Below are 16,049 nucleotides of genomic sequence, written 5' to 3' on the forward strand. Positions count from 1 at the left end.
GCTAAGCCTGCTAACGCTGATGGTACTGCAACCGGGAGGTTGTGGGAGAGTAAGAAACCGCCGACACCAAACAACAACAAACAACTCAATACAACAAAGAGAGACCGTTAAAGCACCATCATTGCTTTAACGGTCTCTTTTTCGTTTTGCCAGCACTACCGGCATGCGTTACCACGTCTGCACTTCCAGGTCTGAACAAATAGCTTTTTGTGACCGAGTCATGAGGGCCCTCCTCGGCACCACGTCTGTCGATGCTGGGGTGAAGTTGTTCTGTTCGTCTTCCTTGGCAGGGTCAGTTACAGTAGAGGCTGTGGTTATTGGTGTTGTTCGCGCAGACTGTCAAAGTTGGGGGCGTTGCGTTTGACCGACAAGTTTGACCTGTGGGAACTTCCCTATGAGGGAAAGACCGTCTATGTCCTGCTTGCAGCACGGGGCAAAGCTTCTGCTCTGGCGGACTCAGAAAAGTGCTGAAAGTCTTGCTACCTCGGATGAGATTCAGACGCGGGTTTCGCAGTGTCCTACACCCCGTGGATTGATGGATAAGGTGCCGGCTGCATGTCTGATACGTGAGGGGCAGGTTGTCTCCCGGGTGAAAGATATTGAGCATTCTTTGGTCTTGAGGGAGAGGCCGGCCCCAGGGTGGGAAGAGGACGGTCTGAGCCACTTCTTCGCGGGCAAGACTGTAGATGTCTTTGAGCCCGGTAGTCGTTCAGCGCGTGTAAGACTCTGTGATGGCCTTAAGCGGATCGACTTTCTTCCGGTTGCCAACGAGTCAGCACGGAAGAGGCGCGTTGACTTAGCCACACATCCCCACCGCGCGGGCGCGTGGGAACTCAGTAAGAAGTTCGCATTGGCGGCGCTGTCCTTTGTTCTTTTGCTTTTCGGGCCGGCGATTCGTGACCGACTAGAACCAGTGATTGAACCCGTGGCTAAGCGCGTTTCGGACCTGCATAGCCGGGGTGAGTTTTACGGCATGGTGTTTGAGTTCTTCCAGATTGACCATGTGATTGATTTTGCGGCGTCTCTGTTCAGTCCGATTGGCGATGTCGTCGTTCCGGTCGCTGGCTTGGTGGTGGCCTACGTTGCCGGGTGGAAGGGCGCGCGGGACACGGGCACCTGGTGGGAGGCGGCCGGGCGTCCGCTTGGAAATGAACGCGAGATCCTGGCCTTCGAAAGGTAGGTCGAAGGCCATTGACAATGGTTAAATGTTCCTAATTACGGGCTCAATAAATGGTGGGTTTCAAGCGGTAGTTGAGAGGAGAATTCTCGGGGTCTGGCTGTGAATGGATCAACAAAAGAAATGTGTGTCGCCGTCAGGTGCATGGGAATCCGCATGTCTTCGGCCTCTGCAGGGAAAATGACCGGGTATATGGGGTCACCAATAATAGGGATGCCCGCCTGAAGCATGTGTAGCCGGAGCTGATGAGTCTTGCCGGTCTGTGGCTTGAGAGTGTACTTCGCTATCTCGGGAAGTGAACCGTGGATGGCTTCGTACGGTGCCTTATCTACTGGTTCCACGCCGCCGACCTCGGTGATGGCGTTGACTTCGCCCTCGACGATGCGACCTTGCAATTCCCCTGGGGTCTTCTCCATACGGGAGCGCCAGACGGTGCCGGGGGAGACGTCGGCAAGCGGGGCGATGGCTTCGTAAGTCTTGGTGACGCGGCGCTCGGCGAAGAGCGTTTGGTAGGCGCCCCGAACGGTGCGGTCCTTGGTGAAGACGAGTATGCCCGAGGTAAGCCGGTCCAGGCGATGCGCGGGGGAAAGCTCGTTGTTGCCTGTCATTCGGCGAAGGCGAACGGTGGCAGTCTCCGTGATGTGGCGGGCGCGAGGCATCGTAGCCATGAAGGGCGGCTTGTCGACGACCAAGAGGTGCTCGTCTTCGTGCAGGATTGGGATGTCGTATGGGACGGGTGTTTCGGGAGCCGGCATGCGGTAGAAGTACACCATCGCGTTGGTGGCGAGGGTGCTGTCGGGACTAAGCGGGGTGCCGTCTTGGGATACAACCTCGTTCGCTGTGAAGCGGGCTTGGAGGGCCGAGTCGTTGTCGTCGGGGTGGCGGTGACGTTGGGTCACGATGAGGTCGTGCACAAAGTCCCACGCGGTGATGGGGCCTTCGACAACGCGGGCGTGAGTGGGGTTTAGTCCATCGCGGATAGGAAGTGGTGTTGCGCCACGCCCTTTTTGCGATATTCTTTGTCCCATGGATTTCAACTCTATTCTCGCGCCCGTCATCGATTTCTTCTCTAATGGTATCGGTGCCGTCATTCGTGATATTGCTGTGGCTGCCTACAACATTCTTTTCCCAGCGAATGCTGATGCCGCTACCGCCCCACAGGTCGGCCAGTAGGTATTAGACTGGAGGTGTAAGCACTTCGAAAGGAAAGGTCATGGCAAAGGAAGACATTGTCGTCGTCGCCGTTGATGGTTCGGAAGCGTCGAAGAACGCCGTCCGCTGGGCTGCAAATACTGCGGTGAAGCGGGGTATCCCGCTACGTATCGCATCGAGTTACACGATGCCGCAGTTCCTCTACGCCGAAGGCATGGTCCCGCCGAAGGAGCTTTTTGATGACCTCCAGGCGGAGACCCTAGAGAAGATCGAGGAGGCCCGCGCCGAGGCTCACAAGATTGCCCCGGATCTGAAGATCGGCCACACCGTGGCTGAGGGCTCCCCTATCGACATGCTGCTGGAGATGTCCAAGGACGTCACCATGATTGTCATGGGCTCCCGCGGCATGGGCGGCCTGTCCGGCATGGTCATGGGCTCGGTATCTGCATCTGTGGTCTCCCACGCATCTTGCCCGGTGGTCGTGGTCCGTGAGGATAACCACGTCACCGAATCTACGAAGTACGGTCCCGTTGTTATCGGTGTCGATGGCTCCGAGGTCTCCCAGAAGGCAACGGACTACGCCTTCAAGGAAGCAGATGCCCGCGGCGCAGAGCTGATTGCCGTTCACACTTGGATGGACATGCAGGTTCAGGCTTCCCTGGCCGGCCTCTCGGCAGCCCAGGCTGAATGGGCTGAGGTGGAGAAGGAGCAGGCGGAGCTGCTGACTGAACGCCTCGCGGAGTTCCAGGAGAAGTATCCGGACGTGCAGGTTAAGAAGGTTATCGCCCGTGACCGCCCGGTCCGTGCGCTGTCGGAGGCCTCCGAAGGTGCGCAGCTGCTCGTTGTGGGCTCCCACGGTCGCGGTGGCTTCAAGGGCATGCTCTTGGGCTCTACCTCCCGCGCACTGCTGCAGTCCGCGCCGTGCCCGATGATGGTGGTTCGACCAGACTCGGAGTAACCATCGCATAACCTCGCTATAACGATTCGGGCCCTTTTATTGGATAAGTGGTGTGCCCGAGACGTTTTGGTGTTTTAACGCGTACGGTGGACGGGTACGTAGATAAACGCTATTTACTGTTATTCAAAGGAGTGAGTGTCATGGGACTCGGTCTCGGTTTCTTTGGTTCGATTGTTGTTGGCATCATTGCCGGCTGGCTCGCTGAGAAGATTATGAAGCGTGACCAGGGGCTGTTCACCAACCTCATCGTTGGTGTTATCGGCGGCCTCATCGGTGGCGGATTGCTAGCGCTCTTCAACAAGAGCGTCGGCGATAGCTGGTTCCTGATGATCATTACGGCAACGGTCGGTGCATGTATCTTGCTGTGGATCGTGGGAGCCATTACGGGCCGCAAGAAGTAAAAATTCGCATACATACCGGTTTGTCTATATTGTATAGATGAACCGGTTTTGTCATGTGAGGAGAAGAAATGGCCGAAAAGAAGTCGCGTCGCAACCGCCCGAGCCCGCGGAGCCGACTACTTGAATCCGCCACGCGGCTCTTTACCACCGAGGGCATCCGCGTTATCGGCATTGACCGTATCCTGCGCGAGGCCGACGTGGCGAAGGCGTCGCTCTACTCCCTTTTCGGCTCCAAGGATGCCCTCGTTATCGCCTACGTCGAGGCCCTCGATGAGGAATACCGCGCTGATTGGCAGAGGCGCACCGAGGACGCGACCGATCCGGAGAGCAAGATCCTCGCCTTCTTCGACAAGGCCATCGAGGAACAACCCTCCATGGAGTTCCGGGGCTCGCACTTCCTCAACGCGGCCGGTGAATACCCGCGTCCAGAGACGGATGCCGAGCGGGGCATCGTGGCGGCATGCGTCGATCACCGCACATGGATGCATTCCACGATCACTGCCCTGCTCAACGCCAAGAATGGCTACCCCTCAGAGGAGCAGGCGAGCCAAATCCTCATTTTCCTCGATGGCGGGCTCGCCGGCGCCCGCCTGACCCGCGACGTCGCCCCGCTGGTAACCGCGAAGCAGCTGGCTATTCAGCTTCTCTCGGCGCCTCCTGCTGACTATTCGATTTAACAATTTTGCGTGCCTCCGCCACGATGGCCGAGTGGCGTTTGCGGGCAGCAGCAACCTCCTCTTTGTGGGCAGGGTCTTCCTTAAGGCGCTGTTTAGCGGCTTTCTTCTCTTTCTTCTTTTCCTTAGCCCGCCACCGCCGGATGCTGTCGCGCCGCTGTTCGTGGACGGCCTCCGGTAGGGGATAGCGACGGTGCAGGATCAATTCATATACCAAGGTCTGTAGCAGGGTAAAGAGGTAGGAGCAGCCCCAGTAGAAGATGATGGTCACGGGGATGGGGCCATGCCAAGCCACTTTCCACAGCATCCAGGGGATGAGAACCACCATGAGCGCCATGAACCACAGCAAGCGGCGCGGAATCTTCTGATCGAAGACCGTGGTAAGAAAGCCACGGTAGAGCGTGATGAGCGTGTTGAGGGAGGTGAACACGAGTGCCGCCACGAGCATCGGTAGGACCAAGTCGTGATGCTCGCGCGCGAAATCGGTGAGGGGGACGCCGAAGACGGTGGAGGTGCGGAAGGAGGAGACGTCGCCAAGCGTGAGCATCCCCACCGGTTCATTCGCGGAGCCTGACACCCGAAGAACCACCTGGTAGAGGCCAATGAAAGCCGGGATGATGAGGAAGGCGGGGAAACAACCCACCAGCGGGTTGTGCTGGAAGCGCTCCTTGAGCTCGCGTTGCTGGGTGAGGATGTCGACAGCCTCATCGACCGAATCGGCCTGCGTGAGGTGTTCATTGAGTTCGGTCATCTCCGGGCGCATGAGGGCGCCGATGCGGCCCTGTTTCACGGAGAGCCAATTCAGCGGAGCGATGATGCCGCGGACCGTGAGCACGAGGAAGACGATGGTGAGGATCCACGCCATCGAGCCGTCAAGGAAGGAACCAAAAAGTAGGTGCCAGAGTTTCATGATTCCGGAGACCGGGTACATGAAGATGTTGATCATCGCCTACTCCTCTTTCTGCAGGGTGATGGGGCACTTATACGTTACCGGGAGGCTAAGGTATGGGTATGCCCCACCCCACCGCGCGCACTCGGCCGACCGTAGGGACCGTCATCGGTGAGCTTATGCTGACGGCCGGCGTGCTTCTGCTTCTCTTCGCCTTTTATGAGTCCTATTGGACAAATATCGAGTCTGGTCACAAGCAGGACCAAGCCAACGAGACGCTGCAGGAAGAATGGCACAACCCACGCGGAGCGGGCCATGCCCCGAAGCTCGGTGAGGCCTTTGCACGCCTTTATATCCCGGCCTTCGGCTCGGACTTCGCGTTCGCGGTTCTCGAAGGAACCGACGAAGACGATTTGTTGCGCGGGCCGGGGCACTATACCGACACGCAGATGCCTGGTGAGCCGGGCAATTTCGCGGTAGCCGGGCACCGTGTGGGCAAGGGCGCTCCCTTCAATGACCTGGGAAACCTGCAGACCTGCGATGCCATCGTCATCGAAACCGCGACTGACTGGATTACCTACCGCGTGCTGCCTATCGAAGGGGCTGCGGGGGACTGCTTCAGCCCAGAGCAGCAAGCCAAGCCGGAATACCAAGCTGTTCAGGGGCGCCATATCACCCTGCCGGGTGATGTGAGCGTGCTCCAGCCTGTTCCCGGGATGGAAGGGGCTGAGCCCAGCGAATCCCTGCTCACCCTCACCACCTGCCATCCGCAGTTCTCCAACGCAGAGCGCATGATTATCCACGCCATGGAGACTGACCGACAGGCTAAAGCCCCCGGAGCAGATGACAATGAACGCCCCGCCGTCTTGGAGGAGAACTAATGTATCGCGCACTCTGGAACCTGTTGCCCGGCCCCACCGTGGTCAAGGCGGTGTTGGCGCTGGCCCTCGCCGTGGGGGTTTTCTTCCTGCTCATGGAGGTGATTTTCCCCTGGGTAGCGGCGCAGATGCCCTATAATGACGTCGCCGTTTAGGCGTTAGTCGCTGTTTAGACCATTAAATGCTTAGGTCGTTACTGTGCTTAGGTCGTTACAGACCTAAGCGGTTGATTGCTTCCTGCGCTATGAGCTGGGGCTTGAGGGTCTGCAGCTGATTCGACCACACCACCACGGCGTGGTTGTCCTTCTGGACGGCAAAGACCGTGTGATCCTCAAAGACGCCGCGCCCGCCGGACCAACCATCGAATTCGGCGAGCTCCGTATCTTCAACCGGTGCGGCCCAATCCACGACCGCGCGCGCCTCGTCGACGCTGGGCATCTGCCGGGCTAGGACGGTAACCTGTGGTTCCTCGGGGTAGGACCAGAACACGCAGGCGGGGGTGCTAAAGCGCTTGTCGATGCCCCACCGGGTCATCCTCTGCCCATTCGTATCGGCCACCCACTGCGTGTCCAGGTAGGGGCAGTCTTCCCAGTCACTGACCTCGGCGGTAGCGTCCATGGGCAGGCCATCGCCTGAGTTTGTGTCGGACGCGGGGCTGGCGGCCTCGGTGCTGGGGGCGGGGTCGGCTGCATCCGAACACCCCACCGCGGCAAAGCCTATGCCGATCAGGCAGGCGGCGAGTGGGGGAAGTAGGCTGTGGCGCATGACGTCCACACTAGACCAGCGCTCGGTTGAATCGGATGCACTGCGCAACGGTATCCACGTCCTGACGGCGACGCTGCTGGTGGTGGCGATATTTATGACGGTTCGCCTGCCGCTGTGGCAGGGCGTGCTCAACCTGCTGCTGTTGGTCTCCTTCGCGGTGGTGTACTTCGGGGGCTCGGCCTATATGGAGGCCCTGCCGCGCGTCGCGCGCTATGGCTGGATGGTTATCCTCACGGTCTTGTGGTTAGCGGATATAGCGGTGGCGCCCGCGGCCATCTACCTCGTGTTCTCTCTGTACTTTGTCTACCTCTATGTGCTGGAGATGATTCCCGGCATCATCTGCGTGCTCGCGGCCACGGCGGTGACCATCCTGGTGCAAGTACCGGGCGGGCTCTCCTTCGGCGGCATCATGGGCCCGGCGGTATCGGCCTTGGTGACGATTGCTATTACCTATGCCTTCCGGGCGTTGAGCCGCATGAACCAGGAGTTGATGAAGACCCGTTCCCAGCTCGTGGAGTCCGAGCGCACGGCCGGCATGACCGCTGAGCGCCAGCGCATCGCCCACGAAATCCACGACACGCTGGCACAAGGTTTGTCCTCCATTCAGATGCTCCTGCATGCCGCTGACCGCGATCTCGCACAGGAGGATATCCCCAAGGCGCAGGAACGCATCGAACTGGCTCGGCGAACAGCAGCGGATAACCTCCACGAAGCGCGCGCCATGATTGCGGCGTTGCAGCCGGCGGCGTTGTCCGAAACCTCCTTGGGGGCGGCAATGACAAGGATGGCTGAGAATTTTGCGGCGACCGGTGGGCTCGACGTCTCAGTGGACGTAGAAGGCGATGCGCAACAGCTACCCATGAAGGTGGAAGCAGCGTTGCTGCGGATTGCGCAGGGAGCGGTGGGGAACGTCGTCAAGCATGCGCACGCCACGAAGGCTCGGGTGACCGTGACGTATGCGCCGGACGAGGTGCGCGTGGACGTGGTGGATAACGGCCAGGGCTTTGATGTGGAGGCGGTGGAAAATAAACCGGCGGGGCTGGGCCACATTGGTCTATCCGCCATGCGCCGGCGCGCAGCGGAACTCGGCGGCGAGGTCGTGATTGAATCCACGCCGGGAAGTGGCACGGCGGTCTCAGTTAGTGTGCCCTTAAACAACGATGTAGATTAGGAAATTGTCCACACCGTACCAATGAGGAGGAAGCCCGTGATTAGGGTCTTGCTTGCCGACGACCATGAGATCGTGCGCCTAGGTTTACGCTCGGTGCTCGAGGGGGCTGAGGACATCGAGGTTGTGGGCGAAGTCGCTACGGCCGAAGCCGCTGTGTCCGCAGCCCAGGCGGGTGGCATCGATGTTCTCCTCATGGACCTGCGTTTTGGTGCGGGGATCGAGGGCACGCGCGTCATGGGTGGTGCGGAAGCGACCGCCGCTATCCGCTACTCCATGGAGAATCCCCCTAAGGTGCTCGTGGTGACCAATTACGACACCGACGCGGATATCCTCGGCGCAATTGAGGCAGGCGCGGTGGGCTACCTGCTCAAGGACGCGCCGCCGGTAGAGCTGCTCGCGGCGGTGCGCTCGGCGGCGGAAGGTGATTCGGCGCTCTCGCCCGTGGTTGCTGACAAACTGATGACCCGCGTGCGCACGCCGCGCACCTCGCTCACCCCGCGCGAGCTCGAGGTGCTGAAGCTGGTCGCGGCGGGTTCCTCAAACCGTGAGATCGGGGTGGAGCTGATGCTGTCGGAGGCGACGGTGAAGTCTCACCTGGTCCACATCTATGACAAATTGGGCGTGCGCTCCCGCACCTCCGCCGTGGCGGCAGCACGCGAGCAGGGCGTTCTTTAGAGGTTGTTGGCGTCGCGGTACGCCAAGATGACGTCGTTGGGGATCTTGCCGCGCTCGGCCACCTCGTAGCCGTGCTTGGCGGCCCATGCGCGGACATCGGCCGGCTTGTAGCGGCGAGTGTCCTTCTTGACCGGGTGGCGGGCAGCCTTCACGAAGGGCTCCATGGCGGCGTGGAATTTGTCGGCATTCTCCTGCGAGACGTCGAGGAGGTAATCCTTACCGTCAACGCTGAAGCGGATAACGATCACTTCATCTTCGTTGAGGGGCGAATTATCAATATCGTCAAAAAACTGGGTGATTTCGCGGCGTGCCATGTTTCTCCATTCGAGCTCTAAACTGATTCTCCCGCTATTAACTATAGAACGAAAACAAATTCCGTGACAGCGTTAATATGCATTGCCAAAAAGGGGTTTTGAGCGCGAAAGAAAAAGCCTTCGGGCCGCATATCCTCCACCGTCTAAAAGCGGGGAAGGCAGCGGCCCGAAGGCGTAGAGAATCCGTGTGAGCGGCTATGCGCGCAGCTTGGACTGGATCTCGTCGTTGAGCGAGTCGATCTCACCGGAGATGGAGCGGTGCGCGCGCTGGCGCTGCTGATCGGTCATGTACTCGGCATTGTCGATCGCAGAATCAAGCTCGTTGAGGCGCTCCTTGACGTCGCGCTTGAAACCGGCGGGAAGCTGCGCATCCTTCAGCGAATTGCGGATACCGGCGGTGCGGGCCTTGAGCGGTGCGCCGTGGCCGGAGAAGGAGGCCAGCTGCTCGGCGCTGACGCCGGCCTTCTGCGCGCGCTTCTTCTCAACCTCGCGCTGGGCAACGGTGATGCCGCGGTAAAGGAGAGGCAAAAGAAGGGGCGCTGCGGTGCGCAGGGCGCCGGCATAACGCTTGACATTGTTCTTATTAAAGCGGCCTTCCTTAATACGCTCGAGTTCCTTCTTGGCCATCTTGTATTCGTGCTTGCGGCGCTTCTTTAGGCCCTTTTCCTCGGACTTGATAAGCGCCTTTTCCTGACGGGCCAATAGCTTTTGCTGGCGGTGCTTGGCCTTATCCGCGGCCTTTACCTCTGCCTTTGCGCGGGTTTTGGCAGCCTTGATCTCGGCGCGGGCCTCACGGCGGGCCTTGCGGATCTTCTTCATAATGCCCATTGAAACGTCCTTAAATAATCTATCTTTAGGGTCTCGCTACAACTCTAGCAAGGTGGTCTACTAAGCTCACCTGCTGTGAAGGATGTGCTCGTCGCCACGGACCTCGTGGGCTGCCGTTATCGCTTGGTGCAGCGCCGCGCCCATCCCGAGATCCCACGCACCGCGGTGAGCCAAGCCCGGGCGGAGCGCCACGCCGCGGCTATCGATGCCGCGCTCGCTCGCCTTCCCAAGAAGGGGCCTGGCCGTTTCCGCCGGATTGATCTGGAGGGGGATGATTTCGAGCGGGCGCTTGCCACGCTGGAGGCGCTGGCTCACGGTTACACACACATCACCAACGCCGTCATTTCCACGTCGGAGTGGATGGTGCGCGTGGAGCTTCTGGTTCGGGATGGTGATAAGTACAGCCCCGTTATCGTCTCGGATCACCGCGTGGCCCGCCCGCATGAGAACTCGCGCACGCTGGTTGTCCCCACCCATCGCTTGGGATTGAGTGAGCCGCTGCCGGCGAAATACAAGATTAAGCATCACGCCGTCGATGGCTACCGTTTAGCCCTGGCCGCGCGGGGTTTGGAGGACGTCGGCCTGAATTCTGGCAGGGGTGCGGCGATTGGGCAGGACCGCGGTCAGGCTTTTGTCACGGATACCTCGCGCTTCGGCATCGATGAGGCGCTCGTACAGCCGCTTCCCGCTGGGCCGCGCCGCGTCAAGGAGTGCGCCTCCTGCCGCTTTTGGCCCTTGTGTAAGCAAGAGCTGGAGGCCCGGGATGATATCTCCCTCTTCTTGCCGGGCGACCGCGCTAACCCCTACCGCGAGCGCGGTATCACGACGGTGCAGGGGCTTATCGACGCCTCCCTCGGCGCCCCCTCCGCCCTCGCTGCTGCGTGGCGCGAGGGCGTCCCTTTGCTGCGCCGCGACCGGGTTAGCGTTCCTCGCGCGGATGTGGAAGTCGACGTCGATATGGAGGCCTACCTGGATCAAGGTGCCTACCTGTGGGGCGCGCTCCTGGACGGCGAGTACCACCCCTTTGTGACCTGGGATCCGCTGGGAGGGCGGGCCGAGGCGGAGAATTTCGCCGAGTTTTGGGAGTGGCTCATGGGGGTGCGCGCTGACGCGCATGCAGCGGGCAAGACCTTCGCGGCCTATTGCTACTCCGCCCACGGCGAAAACCATTGGATGCGCAGGTCCGCCCAGCGCTTCTCCTCCCCGAGCCTGGAGGAGGTCGAGGAATTCATCTCCTCAGAGGAATGGGTGGACATGTTCGTCCACGTCAAGCGCAGTTTCGCCGGCACTGCGGGCCTGGGGCTGAAAACCGTGGCGCCCGTCGCTGGCTTTGAATGGCCGGAAGAGTTCGATGGCGAGGAATCCGTCAATGCCCGCCGAGCCGCCCTCGCCGGTGACACGGACGCGCGTGCGCAGATTCTGCACTATAACGCCGGCGATGTGCGCGCGACCCATGCCGTCCGCGAGTGGATGTCTCACGGCGCGCCGGGAGTGCCATCCCTCGAGCCCTAGCTTCTCCCTGCCCTCCCGTGTGCAAGTCCCCAGACCTGAAACCCGCAACCTGCAGGTGGGCGTCGCCAAGCGCTTGCCGACGCCCCACCACCCACCCCAGGAGGTTGCGGGTTTCAGGTCTGGGGATCTACAGGATGAGGCTGAGTCCGCCGAGGATAATGAGCACCGCAAGGGCCACCCACACCTGGTCCCAGTCCGTGGTGGTCGTGGGCGCTGGGCCTTCGGCCTTCTTGAGGAGCACGGCTTTCTGAGCCTTGACCGCGCGAGCGGTGAGTACGGGGATGATGGCCATGGAACCGAGGCAGAGCAGGGAGGCGACAACCATGGTGAGGGAACTGGAGGTGGCCAGCCACAGGGCAAGCCCGCCGTTGATGAAGACCGAGCGCCCCAGCCCCCAGCGGTTGTATTCGCGCAGGCCAGCCCGCACCGCTGAAGGGCCGCCGCCCATCGTGGTGGGCAGCATATAGCCCATGACTCCGATGAGCAGTTGGGCGCCAAACCCTACGACGAGCGCGAGCATGGGAATCTGTGGCTCGCTGGAGAAGAAATGCTGGGTGGTGTAATACACCAGGCTGCCGAGCAACCAGAAGCAGGAAAAGAGCACAGATAGCGCCGGGAAGGTGATGCGCCCGCGTGGTTCTCGGAACACGGTGAGGGCATTGAGCAGCCAGCTCTGCAGGCTGAGCGCCCAGCCGACGCAGTAGACGATCAGACCCGCTTGCGGTACATTCCACGCGCTGCCGATCACGGTGGTCACCACGCCCAGCGCCAGCAGCGTGAAGCTTAGGCTCATGTGTGGGTTGATTCCCTTGGTGCGCCAGATAGATGGGAACAAGATGGTGAGTGAACCGGCGGCTGCGAGGCCGACGAAACCGCCGATGTTGGCGGCAACGTGTGCAATGAGCAGGCGCGGATGGGAGGGGTGTGTGGCGAGGAATGCGCCAAGAGTAGCGCCCACGGCAAGGAAGAAGGCCGAGGCCACATAAGCTGCGACGACGGGGCGGAATCGTTTGGATTCCGCGCGGCGCCACAAAGCAAAGAGGGCCAACCCATGCCAGGACACCGCAAGAGCGACAAGCGTGGCACCTATCTGTGTGAGCACCCAGTGGTGGCCCCAATATTCACTGAGGATTTGGCCCACGAGGGTGAGGATAACGCCGGCATTCTGCAGATAAATCCGCGCGAGCTGGCGAGGGCGGGCCGACATCGGAACTTTGAGCTGCACGAACTTTTCGGTGAGGTGCTGGGACCACACCACGATGCTGTTGCTGAGGATGCCCAGGGTGAAGAGATGGATGAGGACCCAGCGGTAGTTTGGGATAAGGGTGTGGGTTGCGCCGGCGAGAAGAAAAACCATCATCCACAGGCTGACCGGGCGGGATGCTTTCCTGTGCCATGTGCGCGGCGACCACTTGTCCATAAAACACGAGTTTATCCGGTTTTTCTCACAACCCAACTCAGCACCGCGATGCCCGTGGCGAGGGCGGTGTAGACGGCGATGAAGCCGGTCCACGACAAGGAATCAAAGAGCACGCCGGCCAGCGCGCCCAGGATGGAGCTGCCCAGGTAATAGAAGAAGACGTAGAGGCTGGAGGCCTCCGCGCGGTCGTGGGTGGCGATATGGCCCACCCACCCCGAGGCCGTGGAGTGCGCGGCAAAGAAGCCGATGGTGAATAACACGATGCCGAGCAGGGTGGGGATTAAAGAGCCCATGCATAGCGCGATGCCCACGGCAAAAAGCAGGCAGGATAGGAGCAGCGTGTTGGCGTGGCCTACTTGTGAGACCAGCCGGCCGGCGCGCGCCGAGGACCATGTGCCGGTGAGGTAGAAGAGGAAGACCAAGCCTGCCAAACCGGGCGCGAGGTGGAAGTGGTTGATGAGCCTAAATGCCAGGAAGTTATAGAGGGATACGAAGGTGCCCATGGCCACGAAGGCCACGATGAATAAAGGGATGAGGCGGGTATCCCGGGCATGGCGGAAGATGGCTCGCAGCTCCGAGCGGAAGTGGATTTCCTTTGGGGTGAAATTCTGCTGGTAGGGCAGCAAAATAGCGGCGATGATGGCGAGGATAAGTGTGACCAGGCTGGAGCCGGCCAGGGCCCAGCGCCAGGAGGTGAGCTCGAGAAGCCCGGTGGGGATGAGGCGGCCGGTCAGCCCACCGATGGTGGTGCCGGCGATGTACAGCCCCATGGCGCGGGCGACGTAGGAGCTTTCGAGCTCCTCCGAAATCCAGGCCATGGCGGTAGCGGGTGCGCCGGCGATGACAGCGCCCTGGAGCGCGCGGGTGGCGATGAGGATCTCTGGATTGGAGGCAAGCGGCACGAGCATGCCGATGAGCGTGGCCGCGATGGTGGAAACAAGCAGTAGTTTTCCGCGACCGATGCGCTCGGAGATGATGGACACGGGGATGACACAAATGGCCAGCGCACCGGTGGCAGCGGAGATGGTCATGGCGGCTTCGGTGGGGGACATGCCCATGTCCTCCACCAGGGTGGGCAGCATGGCTTGGGTGGGGTAGAGGCAAGAAAAAATTGCCAGGCCCACGAAGAGCATGGCAATGGTGGCGCGCCGCGTTCTGGTCATGCATCAAGCATGGTCTAGCGCGGATTATGTGTAAAATGTCCGAAAGTTACTTAAAGCATGCGAGGTGTGCATGAACCTGGAGGATGTGCGCGGCGTGGTCGCCGTGGCGGACCATGGACTCGTCGGCGCGGCTGCCGACGCCCTCGGGCTCTCCCAATCCGCGCTGACCCGCCGCGTGCAGCGCATCGAGGCGGAGGTGGGGGCCAGCCTCTTCGAGCGCAGCGGCCGGCGCCTGCGGCTGAATGCCCGCGGCCAGGCATTCGTGGAACACGCTCGGCGGGTGTTGATGTCCGAAGCTGCCGCGCGCGATGCCGTGTCCCGCCTCATGGATCCGGAGCGCGGCACCGTGCGCCTCGACTTCATGCATTCCTTGGGCACGTGGATGGTCCCGGAGCTGCTCAAGGCCTACCGCGCCCAGCATCCCCACGTGGATATCCGTCTGCACCAGGGTGCGGCCCGCGAGCTCGTGGAGAGGGTAGCCGCCGGCGAATCCGACTTGGCGCTGGTCGGCCCCCGCCCTACGGCCCCCGGACCGCTAGGGTGGCACCAGCTCAAACTGCAACGCCTCGGTCTAGCGGTTCCGGAAGGTCATTGGGCCGCAGGGCGAGACGGGGTGCGCATGGAAGACTTCCGCGATGAACCCTTCATCGGCATGCTGCCGGGCTATGGAACGCGCATGTTGCTCGACTCCCTAGCGAGCGAGGCCGGCTTCACCCCGCGCCTCGTCTTCGAATCCATGGAGCTCACCACCGTGGCGGGCCTCGTGGCCGCTGGGCTGGGATCGGCTCTGTTGCCGCTCGACGACCCCTACCTCAAAGCCCGCAACCCCGTCCCCCTGCAGCCCGCGGCCTACCGCGAGCTAGGACTGGTGTGGAGGAAGGGCGATGATGCCCCGCCGGTCGAGCACTTCAAGGATTTCGTCGTGGCCCGCACCGCTGAGGGCAGTAGCTTGGTCGAGGCCGACTAGCTGCCGAAGGGAAGCTTAGCGGCCAGAGCAGCGAGCGTCTTCGGGGTAGAGACCTCGTGGGGCAGCCAGGGGATGGTGTGCACCGGTTGGCCCGGCAGTTTCACCGCGAGCAATGCGAGGGCCGCGCCGCGTTGCTCTCTATGACGTTTAAGTGGGGGCAGAAGGGGTGTAGCCCATCACCCTCACGGGTCGCAGATTGCCTTTGCCGAGAGGCCAACTGCCCTACATGACGAAGATCCGCGCGGATCGGCAATGACGGCGTATAACTTTGGCAGCTCGGGCAGTTTCGCCTCGCGCACCGGGAGCAGGAGTCCTGTGCAAAGGCCTGCAGCTTGTTGAAAACGCGAACCCGCGCTGGGCCTCAACGAAGAGGTCCCAGCGCGGGTTGAAGCTACGTGGCCTTAAGGAGGCCGTCGTGCTTACTTGGTAGCAGCAGCGTAACGCTCAGCAACGTCGTCCCAGTTGAAGACGTTCCATACGGCCTTAACGTAGTCAGCCTTCACGTTCTTGTACTGGAGGTAGAAGGCGTGCTCCCACATATCCAGCATCAGCAGCGGGGTGAAGTTCACGGAGATGTTGCCCTGCTGATCGGTGAGCTGCTCAATAACCAGGCGACCAGCAACGTGGTCATAGCCCAGAACTGCCCAGCCGGAGCCCTGCAGGCCGGTAGCAACGGCGGAGAAGTGAGCCTTGAACTTCTCGAAGGAACCGAAGTCACGGTTAATAGCCTCAGCCAGCTCGCCGGTGGGCTCGCCGCCGCCGTTCGGGGAGAGGTTCTTCCAGAAGATGGAGTGGTTGGTGTGGCCACCCAGGTTGAAGGCCAGGTTCTTGGACAGAGCGCGGATGGCGTCAGCATTAGCCTCGCCGTTGCGCTGCTCCTCCAGGGCCTCGAGCGCAGCGTTAGCGCCAGCAACGTAGCCAGCGTGGTGCTTGGAGTGGTGCAGCTCCATGATCTCAGCGGAGATGTGCGGCTCCAGGGCATCGTATGCGTAGTCGAGTTCCGGAAGTTCGTAAACAGCCATTTGTTTCATCCTTTCTTTGGGGTACGAGGCCCCATGGTAGGGGCCGGATGAGAATTTGGCCACAATAATTTTTCTATGGGAGC

General features: G+C 61.1%; 19 protein-coding genes. 11 read left to right on the forward strand and 8 right to left on the reverse strand.

What is annotated here, in order from left to right; all coding sequences use genetic code 11:
- Positions 1–925: 925 nt before the first annotated feature.
- Positions 926–1,180 carry a hypothetical protein gene (locus QP999_RS02470; protein WP_246819430.1) on the forward strand — a complete coding sequence of 85 codons (255 nt, stop codon included), beginning with the start codon at positions 926–928 and terminating at the stop codon, positions 1,178–1,180.
- Between the two features lie 35 nt (positions 1,181–1,215).
- Here QP999_RS02470 and QP999_RS02475 read toward each other — a convergent pair whose 3' ends face one another.
- Positions 1,216–2,268 (reverse strand): pseudouridine synthase, encoded by a 1,053-nt coding sequence (locus QP999_RS02475; RefSeq protein ID WP_083303781.1) that lies wholly within the window; start codon positions 2,266–2,268, stop codon positions 1,216–1,218.
- On the opposite strand from QP999_RS02475, the gene QP999_RS02480 reads away from it, so the two are divergent.
- The 4 genes from QP999_RS02480 to QP999_RS02495 all read left to right on the forward strand — a co-directional run bounded on the left by QP999_RS02480 (position 2,204) and on the right by QP999_RS02495 (position 4,365).
- Complete coding sequence (locus tag QP999_RS02480) at positions 2,204–2,350, forward strand: hypothetical protein (protein ID WP_167595824.1); 147 nt, start codon at positions 2,204–2,206, stop codon at positions 2,348–2,350. The genes QP999_RS02475 and QP999_RS02480 overlap by 65 nt on opposite strands.
- A gap of 40 nt (positions 2,351–2,390) precedes the next feature.
- Positions 2,391–3,287: a universal stress protein gene (locus QP999_RS02485; protein WP_070523921.1), complete on the forward strand. Its 897-nt coding sequence runs from the start codon at positions 2,391–2,393 to the stop codon at positions 3,285–3,287.
- Positions 3,288–3,427: 140 nt separating this feature from the next.
- Complete coding sequence (locus tag QP999_RS02490) at positions 3,428–3,688, forward strand: GlsB/YeaQ/YmgE family stress response membrane protein (protein WP_010188457.1); 261 nt, start codon at positions 3,428–3,430, stop codon at positions 3,686–3,688.
- Positions 3,689–3,756: 68 nt separating this feature from the next.
- Positions 3,757–4,365, forward strand: coding sequence for a TetR/AcrR family transcriptional regulator (locus QP999_RS02495; RefSeq protein ID WP_070523919.1), 609 nt, complete (start codon positions 3,757–3,759; stop codon positions 4,363–4,365).
- On the opposite strand, the gene yidC is transcribed toward QP999_RS02495, so the two are convergent.
- On the reverse strand, positions 4,322–5,308 hold the full coding sequence (yidC, locus tag QP999_RS02500) for a membrane protein insertase YidC (protein WP_070532600.1): 987 nt from the start codon (positions 5,306–5,308) through the stop codon (positions 4,322–4,324). The two genes, QP999_RS02495 and yidC, sit on opposite strands and share 44 nt — an antisense overlap.
- Before the next feature lie 65 nt (positions 5,309–5,373).
- Between yidC and QP999_RS02505 the strand changes: the two genes are divergently transcribed.
- Together QP999_RS02505 and QP999_RS02510 are read left to right on the forward strand one after the other, a co-directional pair.
- Positions 5,374–6,132 carry a class E sortase gene (locus tag QP999_RS02505; protein ID WP_070562176.1) on the forward strand — a complete coding sequence of 253 codons (759 nt, stop codon included), beginning with the start codon at positions 5,374–5,376 and terminating at the stop codon, positions 6,130–6,132.
- Entirely contained in the window at positions 6,132–6,284 is a 153-nt protein-coding gene (locus QP999_RS02510; protein WP_168162985.1) for a hypothetical protein, read from the forward strand. Before QP999_RS02505 ends, QP999_RS02510 begins: the two co-directional genes overlap by 1 nt.
- A 55-nt stretch (positions 6,285–6,339) precedes the next feature.
- On the opposite strand, the gene QP999_RS02515 is transcribed toward QP999_RS02510, so the two are convergent.
- A complete protein-coding gene (locus tag QP999_RS02515; RefSeq protein ID WP_070562178.1) occupies positions 6,340–6,894 on the reverse strand; it encodes a DUF2020 domain-containing protein in 555 nt (184 codons plus the stop codon).
- Here QP999_RS02515 and QP999_RS02520 point away from each other — a divergent pair.
- Both QP999_RS02520 and QP999_RS02525 read left to right on the forward strand, forming a co-directional pair.
- Positions 6,893–8,065 carry a sensor histidine kinase gene (locus QP999_RS02520; protein WP_284847587.1) on the forward strand — a complete coding sequence of 391 codons (1,173 nt, stop codon included), beginning with the start codon at positions 6,893–6,895 and terminating at the stop codon, positions 8,063–8,065. The genes QP999_RS02515 and QP999_RS02520 overlap by 2 nt on opposite strands.
- A 36-nt stretch (positions 8,066–8,101) precedes the next feature.
- Positions 8,102–8,740: a LuxR C-terminal-related transcriptional regulator gene (locus QP999_RS02525; RefSeq protein WP_010188464.1), complete on the forward strand. Its 639-nt coding sequence runs from the start codon at positions 8,102–8,104 to the stop codon at positions 8,738–8,740.
- Here QP999_RS02525 and QP999_RS02530 read toward each other — a convergent pair.
- Both QP999_RS02530 and QP999_RS02535 read right to left on the reverse strand, forming a co-directional pair.
- Positions 8,737–9,054 (reverse strand): histone-like nucleoid-structuring protein Lsr2, encoded by a 318-nt coding sequence (locus tag QP999_RS02530; protein WP_070563488.1) that lies wholly within the window; start codon positions 9,052–9,054, stop codon positions 8,737–8,739. The two genes, QP999_RS02525 and QP999_RS02530, sit on opposite strands and share 4 nt — an antisense overlap.
- Before the next feature lie 195 nt (positions 9,055–9,249).
- On the reverse strand, positions 9,250–9,882 hold the full coding sequence (locus QP999_RS02535) for a DUF6474 family protein (protein WP_070523907.1): 633 nt from the start codon (positions 9,880–9,882) through the stop codon (positions 9,250–9,252).
- A 75-nt stretch (positions 9,883–9,957) separates the two neighbouring features.
- On the opposite strand from QP999_RS02535, the gene QP999_RS02540 reads away from it, so the two are divergent.
- Positions 9,958–11,394: a TM0106 family RecB-like putative nuclease gene (locus QP999_RS02540; RefSeq protein ID WP_198530315.1), complete on the forward strand. Its 1,437-nt coding sequence runs from the start codon at positions 9,958–9,960 to the stop codon at positions 11,392–11,394.
- 127 nt (positions 11,395–11,521) lie between these two features.
- Here QP999_RS02540 and QP999_RS02545 read toward each other — a convergent pair whose 3' ends face one another.
- Together QP999_RS02545 and QP999_RS02550 are read right to left on the reverse strand one after the other, a co-directional pair.
- Positions 11,522–12,814 (reverse strand): copper oxidase, encoded by a 1,293-nt coding sequence (locus QP999_RS02545; protein WP_070532615.1) that lies wholly within the window; start codon positions 12,812–12,814, stop codon positions 11,522–11,524.
- 11 nt (positions 12,815–12,825) lie between these two features.
- The gene (locus QP999_RS02550; protein ID WP_284847588.1) at positions 12,826–13,977 is read right to left on the reverse strand and encodes an MFS transporter; all 1,152 of its coding nucleotides are present in this window, start codon (positions 13,975–13,977) and stop codon (positions 12,826–12,828) included.
- 70 nt (positions 13,978–14,047) lie between these two features.
- On the opposite strand from QP999_RS02550, the gene QP999_RS02555 reads away from it, so the two are divergent.
- Positions 14,048–14,944, forward strand: coding sequence for a LysR family transcriptional regulator (locus QP999_RS02555; RefSeq protein ID WP_070624358.1), 897 nt, complete (start codon positions 14,048–14,050; stop codon positions 14,942–14,944).
- A 419-nt stretch (positions 14,945–15,363) separates the two neighbouring features.
- Here QP999_RS02555 and QP999_RS02560 read toward each other — a convergent pair whose 3' ends face one another.
- On the reverse strand, positions 15,364–15,966 hold the full coding sequence (locus tag QP999_RS02560) for a superoxide dismutase (RefSeq protein WP_070523894.1): 603 nt from the start codon (positions 15,964–15,966) through the stop codon (positions 15,364–15,366).
- Positions 15,967–16,049: the final 83 nt, after the last annotated feature.

Source organism: Corynebacterium sp. MSK004 (assembly GCF_030232515.1).
Taxonomy (GTDB): Bacteria; Actinomycetota; Actinomycetes; order Mycobacteriales; family Mycobacteriaceae; genus Corynebacterium; species Corynebacterium hesseae.

Bases quoted from the DNA above. Each gene is read 5' to 3' on its own strand.
- QP999_RS02480 (WP_167595824.1), top strand. From the start codon at position 2,204: ATGGATTTCAACTCTATTCTCGCGCCCGTCATCGATTTCTTCTCTAAT.
- QP999_RS02475 (WP_083303781.1), bottom strand. From the start codon at position 2,268: ATGACGGCACCGATACCATTAGAGAAGAAATCGATGACGGGCGCGAGA.
- QP999_RS02485 (WP_070523921.1), top strand. From the start codon at position 2,391: ATGGCAAAGGAAGACATTGTCGTCGTCGCCGTTGATGGTTCGGAAGCG.
- QP999_RS02490 (WP_010188457.1), top strand. From the start codon at position 3,428: ATGGGACTCGGTCTCGGTTTCTTTGGTTCGATTGTTGTTGGCATCATT.
- QP999_RS02495 (WP_070523919.1), top strand. From the start codon at position 3,757: ATGGCCGAAAAGAAGTCGCGTCGCAACCGCCCGAGCCCGCGGAGCCGA.
- yidC (WP_070532600.1), bottom strand. From the start codon at position 5,308: ATGATCAACATCTTCATGTACCCGGTCTCCGGAATCATGAAACTCTGG.
- QP999_RS02505 (WP_070562176.1), top strand. From the start codon at position 5,374: ATGCCCCACCCCACCGCGCGCACTCGGCCGACCGTAGGGACCGTCATC.
- QP999_RS02510 (WP_168162985.1), top strand. From the start codon at position 6,132: ATGTATCGCGCACTCTGGAACCTGTTGCCCGGCCCCACCGTGGTCAAG.
- QP999_RS02520 (WP_284847587.1), top strand. From the start codon at position 6,893: ATGACGTCCACACTAGACCAGCGCTCGGTTGAATCGGATGCACTGCGC.
- QP999_RS02515 (WP_070562178.1), bottom strand. From the start codon at position 6,894: ATGCGCCACAGCCTACTTCCCCCACTCGCCGCCTGCCTGATCGGCATA.
- QP999_RS02530 (WP_070563488.1), bottom strand. From the start codon at position 9,054: ATGGCACGCCGCGAAATCACCCAGTTTTTTGACGATATTGATAATTCG.
- QP999_RS02535 (WP_070523907.1), bottom strand. From the start codon at position 9,882: ATGGGCATTATGAAGAAGATCCGCAAGGCCCGCCGTGAGGCCCGCGCC.
- QP999_RS02545 (WP_070532615.1), bottom strand. From the start codon at position 12,814: ATGGACAAGTGGTCGCCGCGCACATGGCACAGGAAAGCATCCCGCCCG.
- QP999_RS02550 (WP_284847588.1), bottom strand. From the start codon at position 13,977: ATGACCAGAACGCGGCGCGCCACCATTGCCATGCTCTTCGTGGGCCTG.
- QP999_RS02555 (WP_070624358.1), top strand. From the start codon at position 14,048: ATGAACCTGGAGGATGTGCGCGGCGTGGTCGCCGTGGCGGACCATGGA.
- QP999_RS02560 (WP_070523894.1), bottom strand. From the start codon at position 15,966: ATGGCTGTTTACGAACTTCCGGAACTCGACTACGCATACGATGCCCTG.